The sequence below is a fragment of the Buttiauxella sp. A111 genome, assembly GCF_014189855.1.
In the GTDB taxonomy this organism is placed as follows: Bacteria; Pseudomonadota; Gammaproteobacteria; order Enterobacterales; family Enterobacteriaceae; genus Buttiauxella; species Buttiauxella selenatireducens.
On sequence record NZ_BJFN01000003.1, the window covers coordinates 507,659 to 520,667 of the forward strand.

General features: G+C 51.8%; 12 protein-coding genes. 4 read left to right on the top strand and 8 right to left on the bottom strand.

The window, feature by feature from the left end; all coding sequences use genetic code 11:
- Positions 1 to 146: 146 nt before the first annotated feature.
- Complete coding sequence (gene tesB / locus BSPA111_RS11665) at positions 147 to 1,007, top strand: acyl-CoA thioesterase II (protein ID WP_183271312.1); 861 nt, start codon at positions 147 to 149, stop codon at positions 1,005 to 1,007.
- Between the two features lie 166 nt (positions 1,008 to 1,173).
- On the opposite strand, the gene amtB is transcribed toward tesB, so the two are convergent.
- The 5 genes from amtB to BSPA111_RS11690 form a co-directional block, all read right to left on the bottom strand.
- On the bottom strand, positions 1,174 to 2,460 hold the full coding sequence (gene amtB / locus BSPA111_RS11670; RefSeq protein ID WP_183271313.1) for an ammonium transporter AmtB: 1,287 nt from the start codon (positions 2,458 to 2,460) through the stop codon (positions 1,174 to 1,176).
- A gap of 32 nt (positions 2,461 to 2,492) precedes the next feature.
- Positions 2,493 to 2,831, bottom strand: coding sequence for a P-II family nitrogen regulator (gene glnK / locus BSPA111_RS11675; protein WP_183271314.1), 339 nt, complete (start codon positions 2,829 to 2,831; stop codon positions 2,493 to 2,495).
- Positions 2,832 to 3,084: 253 nt separating this feature from the next.
- A complete protein-coding gene (locus tag BSPA111_RS11680) occupies positions 3,085 to 4,863 on the bottom strand; it encodes a SmdB family multidrug efflux ABC transporter permease/ATP-binding protein (RefSeq protein ID WP_183271315.1) in 1,779 nt (592 codons plus the stop codon).
- Positions 4,856 to 6,634: a SmdA family multidrug ABC transporter permease/ATP-binding protein gene (locus BSPA111_RS11685; RefSeq protein ID WP_183271316.1), complete on the bottom strand. Its 1,779-nt coding sequence runs from the start codon at positions 6,632 to 6,634 to the stop codon at positions 4,856 to 4,858. Before BSPA111_RS11685 ends, BSPA111_RS11680 begins: the two co-directional genes overlap by 8 nt.
- Before the next feature lie 107 nt (positions 6,635 to 6,741).
- Entirely contained in the window at positions 6,742 to 7,203 is a 462-nt protein-coding gene (locus BSPA111_RS11690; protein ID WP_183271317.1) for an Lrp/AsnC family transcriptional regulator, read from the bottom strand.
- A 114-nt stretch (positions 7,204 to 7,317) separates the two neighbouring features.
- Here BSPA111_RS11690 and BSPA111_RS11695 point away from each other — a divergent pair, with 114 nt between their 5' ends.
- The gene (locus tag BSPA111_RS11695; protein WP_183271318.1) at positions 7,318 to 8,370 is read left to right on the top strand and encodes a PLP-dependent cysteine synthase family protein; all 1,053 of its coding nucleotides are present in this window, start codon (positions 7,318 to 7,320) and stop codon (positions 8,368 to 8,370) included.
- A gap of 157 nt (positions 8,371 to 8,527) precedes the next feature.
- On the opposite strand, the gene cof is transcribed toward BSPA111_RS11695, so the two are convergent.
- A complete protein-coding gene (cof, locus tag BSPA111_RS11700; protein ID WP_183271319.1) occupies positions 8,528 to 9,349 on the bottom strand; it encodes an HMP-PP phosphatase in 822 nt (273 codons plus the stop codon).
- Between the two features lie 103 nt (positions 9,350 to 9,452).
- On the opposite strand from cof, the gene BSPA111_RS11705 reads away from it, so the two are divergent.
- Together BSPA111_RS11705 and queC are read left to right on the top strand one after the other, a co-directional pair.
- On the top strand, positions 9,453 to 11,156 hold the full coding sequence (locus tag BSPA111_RS11705) for an SgrR family transcriptional regulator (protein WP_183271320.1): 1,704 nt from the start codon (positions 9,453 to 9,455) through the stop codon (positions 11,154 to 11,156).
- A gap of 95 nt (positions 11,157 to 11,251) precedes the next feature.
- The gene (gene queC, locus BSPA111_RS11710; RefSeq protein WP_183271321.1) at positions 11,252 to 11,947 is read left to right on the top strand and encodes a 7-cyano-7-deazaguanine synthase QueC; all 696 of its coding nucleotides are present in this window, start codon (positions 11,252 to 11,254) and stop codon (positions 11,945 to 11,947) included.
- A 33-nt stretch (positions 11,948 to 11,980) separates the two neighbouring features.
- Here queC and BSPA111_RS11715 read toward each other — a convergent pair whose 3' ends face one another.
- Positions 11,981 to 12,379, bottom strand: a complete 399-nt coding sequence (locus BSPA111_RS11715) for a YbgC/FadM family acyl-CoA thioesterase (RefSeq protein WP_183271322.1) — start codon at positions 12,377 to 12,379, stop codon at positions 11,981 to 11,983.
- Between the two features lie 123 nt (positions 12,380 to 12,502).
- The gene (locus BSPA111_RS11720) at positions 12,503 to 12,868 is read right to left on the bottom strand and encodes a helix-hairpin-helix domain-containing protein (protein WP_183271451.1); all 366 of its coding nucleotides are present in this window, start codon (positions 12,866 to 12,868) and stop codon (positions 12,503 to 12,505) included.
- Positions 12,869 to 13,009: the final 141 nt, after the last annotated feature.

Sequence of the window (13,009 nt, forward strand, 5' to 3'; positions counted from 1 at the left end):
CTTATCACGCTAAGTGTGGCACATATCACTGATTTTTGCCTAAAACCGTAACACAAGATCAGGTCGGGCCACTGGGTGGCGATTGTTGGAAACCTGTTATAATCAGGCCAATTGCGCGATTTTTATTATTTCATTGAGGACCTTTTATGAGTCAGGCGCTCAGCAATTTGTTGGCATTACTCAATCTGGAAAAGATTGAAGAAGGTATTTTTCGTGGCCAGAGCGAGGACTTAGGTTTACGTCAGGTTTTCGGTGGACAAGTCGTTGGCCAGGCGCTGTATGCCGCCAAAGAAACCGTGCCAACAGAACGCCTGGTGCACTCTTTCCACAGTTATTTTCTGCGCCCAGGGGACAGCTCAAAGCCTATTGTTTATGACGTAGAAACTCTGCGTGATGGCAATAGTTTCAGCGCACGACGCGTTGCGGCGATCCAAAATGGCAAACCTATTTTCTATATGACCGCCTCTTTCCAGGCGCCAGAGCCTGGCTTTGAACATCAAAAAGCCATGCCAGGGGCTCCTGCACCGGAAAATCTGAAGTCAGAAACAGAAATCGCCATGGCGTTTGAAAAGTTGCTGCCACAGAGCCTGAAAGAGAAGTTTCTCTGTGAAAAGCCACTCGAGATCCGCCCGGTTGTATTCCACAACCCTATGCAAGGGCATGTTGATGAGCCGGTACGTCAGGTGTGGATGCGAGCCAACGGTAAAATGCCAACGGAATTACACGTACATCAGTATCTGCTGGGTTATGCCTCTGATTTTAACTTCCTTCCCGTCGCGCTTCAGCCACATGGCGTTGGTTTCCTTGAGCCGGGTATGCAAGTGGCGACCATCGATCACTCAATGTGGTTCCACCGCCCGTTTGATATGAATGACTGGTTGTTGTATAGCGTGGAAAGTACGTCGGCTTCCAGCGCGCGTGGCTTTGTTCGCGGGGAGTTTTATTCACGCGATGGCGTGTTGGTGGCGTCAACGGTGCAGGAAGGTGTGATGCGTAAGCGAGGTTAGGGTCAGGGCGCCCTCACCCCGGCCCTCTCCCCCAGGAGAGGGAGGAAACTGATCGATCCCCTCTCCCTCGTGCAGATGAGAACCGGCCATTCCCCTCTCCCTCGTGCAGATGAGATCCGGCCAATCCCCTCTCCCTTTGGGAGAGGGTTAGGGTGAGGGGAAACAATTACGCGTTGTAAGCATTCTCGCCATGGCTGTTCACATCCAGACCTTCACGCTCTTGCTCTTCTGGTACACGCAGACCCACAGTCAGGTCAGCAACCTTAAAGCCGATGAACGCAACAACTGCGGACCAGACAATCGTCACACCGATACTTTCCAACTGCACCAGTACCTGATGACCCAGGGTCACGCCTTCTGCGTAGCCCACCCCCCCCAGAGAGGTTGATGCAAAGATACCGGTCATGATGCAGCCTACGATACCGCACACGCCGTGGACACCAAACACATCGCAAGGGTCATCCACACGCAGCCATTTTTTCAGCAGGGTTACGCCCCACAAACCCGCCAGACCTGCCACGATACCGATAATCAGAGCACCGCCGACGCCGACATAGCCACACGCGGGAGTGATGCCAACCAGACCTGCGATAGCACCAGAACACGCACCCAGCAAAGAAGGCTTGCCACGCAATGCCCACTCGCCAAATACCCAACCAAGGACTGCCGCTGCGGTTGCCACAACAGTGTTCACAAAGGCCAGTGCTGCGATTTCGTTTGCCGCACTCGCAGAACCTGCGTTGAAGCCAAACCAACCGAAGTACAGGATGGCAGTACCGGTAAACACCATTGGCAGGTTATGCGGTTTGAACGCTTCTTTACCGTAACCCACGCGTTTACCAATCAAGTAAGCCCCCACCAGCCCCGCCACCGCGGCGTTGATGTGTACGACTGTACCGCCCGCGAAGTCCATTGCGCCATGCGTTGCCAACAAACCGCCGCCCCACACCATATGCGCAATCGGCACATAAGAGAGCGTCAGCCAAATCACAACGAAGATCAGCACGGCAGAGAAGCGAATACGTTCAGCTAACGCGCCAACAATAAGCCCCACGGTGATACACGCGAAGGACCCCTGGAACGCAACATGAATATATTGGTAGAAAGACCCCATCAACGCGGTGAGTTGAATATTTTTCAGTAACAGCCAGTCGAAGTTACCAAAGAAGTTGCCACCGGTGCCAAAGGCCAATGAATAGCCGTAAACCACCCACAGCACACAAACCAGTGCAAATGTGACCGTTATCTGCGTCAACATCGACAGCACGTTTTTAGAGCGAATCAAGCCGCCGTAAAACAGTGCCAACCCAGGTATTGTCATAAACAGCACCAATGCGGTGCTAATCATCATAAAGGCGTTGTCTGCTTTATCGGCCACAGCCGGTGCCGCCAGAGCAATTGACGGCGCAAGTGCCAGGGCTACAACGCCTAAGGTAGAGGCTAATTTGTTCATTTTTTCCATCCCTTTCACGAGTGGCAAGACGATTACAGTGCGGCTTCGTCGGCTTCGCCGGTACGAATGCGGATGACACGTTGCAGTTCAGCAACGAAAATTTTGCCATCACCAATCTTGCCGGTATAGGCAGCTTTGCTAATGACATCAATCACTTCGTCGAGTTGATCATCGGCAATTGCCACATCAATTTTCACTTTTGGGAGAAAATTGACGCTGTACTCAGCACCGCGGTACAACTCGGCATGACCTTTCTGACGGCCAAAGCCTTTAACTTCGGTCACAGTCAGCCCCTGAATACCGATTGCAGACAGCGCCTCGCGTACGTCTTCGAGTTTGAACGGTTTGATAACCACGGTAACCAGCTTCATAGATCCCCTCCAGTCAGAATTGGGTAATTGCCTCTACAACACGGTTTAGATAAAGCAAAGGCCATGCCAAAAATGAAAAACAGGCATTTTCAGCGCGTTAAACCGCGCTGTATAAGGATTCAATGGCTGGAAATTACGATGACTGGGATTAAGAAATTTCTTAGATAATAAAAACGCACCATTTAAGTGCATGGTGCGTTTCTTTTCTGCACCAACGGGGATGCCCATTGGGTTTATGCGTGTTTTTGGTGCGTCAGGCCGTCGCGGTCTCTTCACGAGTGGCCGCCGCTAATTCTTCACCCGCCAGTTGCAGTTGATACATCTGCCAATAGCGGCCTTGTTGCGCCAGCAGTTCACTGTGCGTCCCGCGTTCAACGGCTTGCCCACGGTGCAACACCAGAATGGTGTCAGCATCAGTAATCGTTGACAGACGGTGAGCAATCACCACAAGCGTAGTGTGCTCACGCACCGCCGCCAGCGCATGCTGAATGGCCTGCTCGGTGCCGGAGTCGATATTTGCTGTCGCTTCATCGAGGATTAAAATCTGCGGGGCGTCGACCAGCACACGTGCCAGTGCCAGCAATTGCTTCTGGCCGACAGACAAATTATTACCCTGCTCTCCCAACCGCGTATAAATCCCCTCACTCATGGTGCGCGCCAGTTCTGCGAGTTGCACCGTTTCCAGCGCCTGCCAGACTGCCGCTTCGCTGATGTCGCGTCCAAGCGTCACGTTGGCAAAGAAGGAGTCAGCCAGCACCACCGGATCTTGTTGCACCATCGCAACGCCCTGACGCAACACGCTGTGGCTCAGCGTGTCCAGCGGACGACCATCAAGACGAATTTCACCGCTGGTCAGTGGGTAATAGCCCATCAGCAAGTTAGCCAGCGTACTTTTCCCACTGCCGGTATGCCCCACCAGCGCCACGAAACTGCGCGCGGGAACATCAAGGTTGATGTCTTGCAACACAAGGCGATCGCCACGATAGGCAAAGGAAACGTTGTCGACTTCAATATGGCCGCTTTCCAGCGGGCGATTATCGTTGCCGTAATCCTGGCGTTTACCATCCATCAACTCAAAGACACGTTCACCTGCAACCACCGCTTGTTGCAGCATCGATTGTTGTGTGGTGAGTTCGATTAGGGGTTCATTAAGACGCCCTAAATAGTTGATAAATGCGTATAACACGCCAACTTCGATAGTCCCGACCGAGGTAAAACCAAACAGCATCAACAAGCCGCACAGCACCATCGCCGAAAACAGGCTCAGCAACGGGCGCAGTAAAAAACCATCAAGACGCAGGGTTTGCATCCGCGCCAGATAGTGCGAACGACTCGCCGCACCCATGCGTTCGCCAAAACGCGCTTGTTGGCGGAACTGCTGGATAACGCTCATCCCATTGATGACTTCGTTAAAGCCATCGTTGATATCAGCCAGATAGCTGCGTACCCGGCGAACAATCGGCGTGCTGTAACGTTGGTAGATGAACATCACGATAATGACGGCGGGGAAGATGCAAATCGCCACCGACGCCATGCGCCAGTCGAGGCTAAACATCGCCACCAGCATCGCGCCAATCAAGGCGGCACTTCGCAATACGGTCGCAACCACCGTCACGTAGAGATCACGAATCACTTCTGTGTCGTTGGTGACGCGGGAAATTAATTGCCCAACAGGCTGCGTATCAAAGGTGCTGAGCGGCTGGCGCAGCGCGGCATCCATCACGTCAGTACGCAGTTTTTGCACCACGCCAACGGCGGCCTGGTTAAACAATAACGCTTGCCAGTAATGCAACCCCGCAGCCGAGATAGACAGCAGCAGATAGGCTGTCGCCAGCCCCGCTACCGCCGCGACAGGCAGACGATGCTCAGAGACCATATTATCGATGAAGTAGCTCACAATAATCGGGCCACTGACTTCAGCGGCAGCAGCAATCCACAGCATGACCACCGCACCTGCGAGCGGTTTACGCCACGGTGAGCCATAAGCCAGCAGGCGTTTTATGGTTGGCCATTGCTGTATTGATTTACGCATTGGCGGGTTCCTCGTCTGCTGTCGTTTCTGGCGCATCATCCAACGCCGCTTCCAATTGTTGATAACGATACATGTCGCGATACCAACCCGGCATTCCCACCAACACATCGTGATTACCACGTTGGGCAACATGCCCGTGCTGCATGACCAGGATTTCACTGGCTTCGGTCAATGCCGACAGACGGTGCGCGCTAATAATAACCGTGCGGTTTTCGCCCCACTGACGCAGGTTATGCAGGATTTGGTGTTCGGTTCGTCCATCGACGGCTGAAAGGGCATCATCGAGGATCAAGATTTCCGCATCGAGTAATAACGCGCGGGCGATAGAAATACGCTGCTTCTGGCCGCCAGAAAGCATTACACCACGCTCGCCAACTTCAGTTTCGTAACCTTGTGGCAAACGCAGAATATCGTCGTGAACGCTGGCAAGCCTGGCAACATGTTCAATTTCTTGCTGCGTTGCGCCTGGTTTACCCAGCGCGATGTTGCTGGCCACCGTATCCGAGAACAGGAATGGCGTCTGGTTTACCACCGCCAGACGGCTGCGCCAGGAGTCGAGCTGCATCTGTACGAGTGGGATCCCATGGAAACAAATCTCGCCCTGGTCGATGTCAAAATGGCGCTGGATAAGAGACAGAATCGTACTTTTCCCGGCTCCCGTAGGCCCACATAGCCCCAACATTTCGCCCGGTTTTAAGGTAAAGGTGACATTTTCAAGCGTTGGCCGTGCCGTTTGCGGATAGTGGAACGCCTGAATATTCACCTCCACGGTGCCGCGACCGGCTGGGGCTTCTTTGTCGCCATCAGGGACTGATGGCGCTTCGGATAACATGCTGCGAATGCGACTGTACGCCGCACTGCCACGTTCAACAATATTGAACATCCACGCCAGCGCCAGCATCGGCCAAATCATCAGGCCGAGGTACATCACAAAACTGGTCAGTTGACCAAGAGTCAGCGATCCCTGAATCACCATCCAACTGCCACCACCAATCGCGAGCAGGTTTGCCGTACCAATGGTGATATATATCGTCGGGTCAAAGCGCGCATCGACCCGCGCTACTCTCATGTTTTTCTGCCCGGCATCTTTGGCTTCGGCGGCAAACAGTGCGGATTGTCGGTCTTCAAGACCAAATGCTTTGATCATGCGGATGCTGGATAAACTTTCCTGCGTCCTGTCGTTAAGCGTTGAGAATGCCGCCTGGGCAAGCTTGAAACGTTGGTGTAATTGGTCGCCATAGCGTTTGATAACCAGCGCCATAACGGGCATTGGCAGTAATGCGAGTAACGTGAGTTCCCAGCTGATTTGCGTCGACATCACGATAAGCACCGCACACCCCATCACCAGCGAATCAACGAGAGTGAGCACGCCCTCGCCTGCGGCAAAAACCACACGGTCGACATCATTGGTTGCACGGGCCATCAAATCACCAGTGCGGTGACGCAGATAGAATTCAGGGTGCTGGCGGCTTAGCTGACGGTAATAATCTTCGCGCAATTCAACAGCAAGCTGGTAGGACGCACCGAATAACAACACACGCCAGACGTAACGGAGTATGTAGACGATCACCGCAATGATAAGTATCACACCAATCCACATCAGCACATCGCTTCCGGAGAGGCGCTGTTGGGTGACACCATCGACAATCACGCCCACCAGTTTTGGTGGCACCAATTGCAGGATTGCAATGATAATAAGCAAGGCGACAGCCCCGAGATAGCGTCGCCATTCGCGGGTGAAGTACCAGCTTAATTGAGCAAATAATCGCACGCAGTCAGATTCCTGAAGTACTGTCCGCCGATGTCAGGCAGAGAAATAAATTCTATTGAGGCCGGGAACGTGAATACCCTAAATAATTGAAGTATGACGGGTATAATTCAGCGCTCTAATGGCAAAGCCGTCGTGTATTTTATCTGTTCCATGGCAAAACTCGAAGTCACATCGCTTAAACCAGGAATGCCGTTCACCAGCCGTTTGTAAAAATCGTCATACCGTTTCATGTCTTCTACCTGCACACGCATCAGGTAGTCGTACTCTCCCGCCATCCGCCAGAAACCAAGCACTTCTGGCATCTGCGCGACGACCGCGACAAATTTGCAGTACCACTCACTACTGTGATGCTGGGTTTTTATCAGCACAAATGCGGTCAGACCAAGGCCAAGTTTTTCCGGGTCTAAAAGCGCGACCTTTGCGCGAATAATGCCGTCATCTTCAAGCCGTTTCAGGCGTTTCCAGCAGGGTGTGGTAGTCAGATTAACGGCATCAGCGAGTGCCTGCAAAGAGAGGGTGCAGTCGTTTTGCAGCAAGGATAGCAGCTTGCGGTCAATTTTATCTAACATGACGTATTCCAGGAGAAATTTTTTCTCCATTGAACGCCCCTGAAAGGCTAAAAGGCAACTTTTTTATCTTCTTTTTGCATTACTCTAGGCACAAATAAACAAACGGGCAACATCATGACGACTAGTTGGGTAAACCACGCTATAAGCGAAATTAACGCCGATTACCAACGCTCCGCGGATACACATTTGATCCGTCTTGCGTTACCTGGATTTCCCGGTATTCAGCTCTACCTGAAAGATGAAAGTACTCATCCAACTGGCAGCCTTAAACATCGTCTTGCCCGTTCACTATTTTTATATGGTTTATGTAACGGTTGGATTAAAGAAGGCACGACCATCATTGAGGCGTCCTCAGGTTCAACCGCCGTTTCAGAGGCCTATTTTGCCCGTTTGTTAGGGTTGCCGTTTATCGCCGTCATGCCCTCTTACACGGCTAAACGTAAAGTGGAACAAATTGAGTTTTACGGTGGACGCTGCCATTTCGTGGAAAGCGCGTGTGAAATCTACGCGGCATCAGAAATGCTGGAACGTGAGCTAAACGGCCACTATATGGATCAGTTCACCTATGCTGAACGTGCGACCGACTGGAGAGGTAATAACAATATTGCCGACAGTATTTTCCGCCAGATGGAACATGAACCGCATCCGGTGCCCGATTATATCGTGATGAGTGCAGGCACAGGCGGCACGTCAGCGACCATTGGCCGTTATTTGCGCTACCTGGGATACCCAACGCAACTGGCCGTAGTCGACCCGCAAAATTCAGTGTTCATGGATTACTGGCAGAAACGTGATTGCAGCTTGCGCAGCGCAGTGGGCAGTAAAATTGAAGGGATTGGTCGCCCACGCTGCGAGCCGTCGTTCATTCCGGATGTCATCGACGAAATGATGCGTGTCCCTGATGCGGCGAGCATTGCCACGATGCAATGGCTGGAAACCGTGCTGGGCCGCAAAGTTGGCGCATCCACCGGGACAAATATGTGGGGAGTGTTGCAGCTAGCCGCGCGTATGCGTGCTGAAGGACGCACCGGTTCCATTGTGACGCTACTTTGCGACAGCGGTGAACGTTATCTGGAATCCTATTACAACGCGGAATGGGTGAAGGAAAATATCGGTGATGTGTTGCCGTGGCAACGTGAAATAAACCAATTACTTTCAATCCCCTAAATAATTCGAGTTACAGGTAGGCGGCAAGGGAGCTTATCCCGATGAGCTTACTCAAGTAAGTGATTCGGGTAAGTGAGTGCAGCCAACGCCCCTGTAGCTTGAAGTATGACGGGGATAAAAAATGCCGGGCTAAAAGCCCGGCTGGCTTAAGGCCTTATCATTCGGGGGAATAAGTGAGGTTTGGTGTATCCAGCCAATGCGTCAAATAATGAGAAACAGCCTGTTTATTGCAGTGACCAATAACAGGTAAATGCGGTAAATCTGCTTTCAGTTGCGCCATCGCGTTACCCATGATCAAACCATGGCCCACGCTTGAGAGCATTTCGCGGTCGTTCATCGCATCGCCAAACGCCATACAATCTTTCATCGTCAGGCCAAGGTGCTGACTTAATACCTTAAGTGCCGATCCTTTGTTGCAGCCAATCGGTAAAACTTCCAGGCAGTCCACCGCAGAGAAACAGAGAAACGCGCGCTCGCCCAGAGCCTCTTCCAACTGAACTTTCAGACGCAGAAGATCGTCGTGAGGACCACAGAAACAAATCTTGGTCACTTCATCAGACGGTATGCGCTTAACATCGACAATTTTCGGGCTGAAGCCGCTGTAAACGTGAGCATTGAGCATTTCCCCAACTTCATATTGGGTTAACCAGCCGGTGTCATTAAATACATGCAGGCTTGCCTGAGTATCCCACGCCCCATGGATCACTGTTTCTGCCGCTTCCGCAGAGAGATCCTGCCGATGCAGTAACTCTCCTTCCATTGAGTGAACTCGCGTCCCGTTGCCGGTAATCAAAAATGCTTCCAGCGACAGAGAGCCCAGAATATGGCGCATTTCCAGAACATGGCGGCCAGTGGCAAACGCAAGAGTCATCTGGCGTTCTTCACGCAGACGGTTCAGGGTACGCAGCGTTTCATCACCCAAATGGTGATTGGGCATTAACAACGTACCATCCATATCAAATGCAGCCAGACGAGCCATGTTCACTCCAGTTTGTGACGACTAAAACACAGTTGGCAGTATCACCTGGCATATACGGAACTAATAGTGAATACTTTCTGAAAATTGTTCCGGGTTTATACCGTTGAGACTATTAAATCGACTAAACCAATTTCAGCGTTTATGGCAGCCTTCTGCGGGTGAAGACCAACTCGTGACTGTCGCAGAGCTGGCTGGCCGCTGTTTTTGCAGTGAGCGGCATGTGCGAACGTTACTCAATCAGTTGCAAGACGCGGGTTGGTTAACCTGGCAGTCGCAATCAGGACGTGGGAAACGAGGAACTCTCACCTTTCTGGTGACACCGGAGAGCGTTCGTTCAGGAATGATGGAGCAGGTGTTGCACAAAGGGCAGCACCAGAATGCTCTTGAACTGGCGCAAATCGCACCGGAACAATTGCGCCAGTTGCTGCAACCGTTTCTCGGTGGGCAATGGCAAAATGATACGCCAACGCTGCGTATTCCTTATTACCGTCCGCTGGAACCTCTGCAACCGGGGTTTCTGCCGGGCCGTGCTGAACAGCATTTGGCTGGGCAAGTTTTTGCTGGTCTCACCCGTTTCACCTCTTCTAACGCCCTTCCACAACCTGATCTGGCTCATCACTGGGAAGTCTCTGAAGACGGTCTGAACTGGTATTTTTTTATTCGCTCCACGCTTCACTGGCACAATGGCGAACCAGTAGAAACCACGCAGCTCCAACAACGTTTGATGATGCTATTGGCACTCCCGGCAATGCGGCGGCTGTTCGTCAGCGTGAAAAGCATTGAACTTGCCCATACGCAGTGCATCCGTTTTGTGCTGCATAGCCCCGATTACTGGCTGGCTCATCGTCTGGCAAGTTATTGCAGCCGTCTGGCGCATCCGGAAGATACGCAAATTGGCTGTGGGCCATTTCGCATCAACAGCTTTAAAGAGAATCTGGTGCGTATCGAGAGTTTTGAGTCTTACCATCTCAGCCATCCGCTACTCAAAGCGGTGGAATACTGGATAACCCCGCAACTGTTCGATACCGAATTGGGCACCAGCTGCCGCCATCCGGTGCAAATTGCCATTGGCCAACAGGATGAACTGGTGCATCTGCGCCCCGTCAGCAATAGCATCAGCCTCGGTTTTTGTTATCTGGCGGTAAAGCAGAACGGTAATCTGTCACCAGAGCAGGCGCGCTTTCTGATGCAGATCATCCACCAGCAAGAGCTTATCGCCAGTCTGCCCGTCGATGAATCGCTGATCATGCCAAGCCACGAGATGATCCCAGGCTGGAAAATCCCGGAATGGACAAAGCGCAACGCGGTGACACTCCCGTCACGCTTGACGTTGCTTTATCATTTGCCGGTTGAATTGCACGTAATGGCACAACAGCTTAAAACTTATCTTGCTGCTTTAGGTTGTGAATTAACGCTAATTTTCCACGACGCAAAAAACTGGACCGACTGTGAAGCATTAGCAGACGCGGATTTAATGATGGGCGACCGATTGATTGGTGAAGCACCGGTTTATACGCTGGAGCAGTGGCTGCGCAGTGATGTCCTGTGGCCTGCGGTTCTCACGGAAAGCCAGTACACACATTTGCAGGCTACGCTTGATACCGTACAAATCCACCCGGACGAAAATGCCCGCAGCACGGGTTTGCAAGACGTGTTCAGCGGATTAATGCGCGACGCCATCGTATCGCCACTGTTTAATTACCGTTACCAAATCAGTGCGCCACCCGGCGTGAATGGCATTGAACTCAACGCATGGGGATGGTTCGATTTTACCCGTGCGTGGTTACCTCCTCCCACTATGGTGTGAAGAAGCTGGGCAGCCACTTACTCTGGCGTTAACATATATTTTTATGCATTTAGACCCGAGCGACTTCAAGACGCAGGGATATTACAGGAATACACATGAAACGTGCAGTTGTCGTCTTTAGTGGTGGTCAGGACTCCACAACCTGCCTGATTCAGGCTTTAAAACAGTATGATGAAGTCCACTGTGTGACGTTTGATTATGGCCAGCGCCACCGTGCTGAGATTGACGTTGCCCGTGAACTCGCGCTGAAACTGGGTGCTCGTGCCCATAAAGTTCTGGATGTCACCTTGCTGAATGAATTAGCGGTCAGTAGCCTGACGCGCGACAACATTCCAGTACCCCATTACGATCCGTCAGAAAATGGTATTCCTAGCACCTTCGTGCCGGGTCGCAATATCCTGTTCCTGACGCTCACGGCCATTTATGCTTATCAGGTTGAGGCCGAAGCGGTCATCACTGGCGTTTGTGAAACAGACTTCTCAGGCTACCCGGATTGCCGCGATGAATTCGTGAAAGCGTTGAATCACGCCGTAAGCCTCGGCATGGGTCGTGATGTTCGTTTTGAAACCCCACTGATGTGGCTGGATAAAGCAGAAACCTGGGCGCTGGCAGATTATTGGCTGCAACTGGATCTGGTACGTAACGATACCCTGACATGTTACAACGGCATTCAGGGCGATGGCTGTGGTGAGTGTGCTGCCTGCAACCTTCGTTCTAACGGGCTAAACCATTATCTGGCGGATAAACCAGCGGTGATGGCAGCCATGAAGAAAAAAACGGGTCTGAAGTAATTCAGTGGGCGTGGCCTCGCCACGCCCAACCGCTTATTCCATCATTTGTACTAGCTTCTCGCGCAATTCCCCTTCCAGCGGAACCGACTTCTGCGTTTTCAAATCGATACACACGAATGTCAACAGCGCGTCAGCCACAATCTCACCTTCAGGTTCAAGTTTAACAACCTGACTTAAAACGCCACTTTTAGCATTGAGTTGCTGTAATGCGCTTTCAATGCGTAACACATCGCCAAGCACTGCCGGACGACGATAGTTAATATTGATGTTTACCACGATGAACGCGATGTTGTGGTCCGTCATCCACTGGAAACCGGCCGCGTTTTCCAACCCTTCCCATCGGGCTTCTTCGAGGAACTCAAGGTAGCGGGCATTGTTAACATGCTGATAGAAATCAAGATGGTAACCCCGAACTTTGATTTGTGTTTGCATAGCGCTAAAACCCTATCTTTAGTTTTAATAAACAGGCGAGGTAAACAGGCCACACCAAACTGGTATGACCTGTGATTTAGCATAGCAAACTTTTTAGACTGCGCGAGCTGTGCTCACTAAGCGTTAAAGCTTAATGTGAGACAGATTGCGTTCTACCAACGCACTGCCAATCCCTGGCACCTCCTGTAATTGCTCAAGCGCTTTGAATGGGCCGTACTCTTCACGGTAGCTCACGATCGATTGCGCCTTTTTCAGGCCCACACCATTCATCGCCTGCGCAAGAGCTTCTGCGCTAGCGGTGTTAATACTCACAACGCCATCGTCAGCATCGCCTGGTTTTGCCGTGGTGATGGGTGTGGTCGGTGTTTTTTCAACGTGCTGTTGAGCAGTCTCATTCCTGGCAGCCGTTGGGGCAGCGATTGCCTGTGAACACGCGCTGGCACCGATAAGTGCGACGGCGATACAAACTGTTTTTATTCCACTTTTGATTCCTGGTTTCATGCTGTTCCTCCTTGTGTGTTGACAGCAAAGCCACCTTAACGGGAGAAAAAAACAGGGACAAATGGCAATATTTAAATGTGGAAAAGGCCGCGAAAGCGGCCTTTGAATGTTGCAGAGCATTGCAATGGA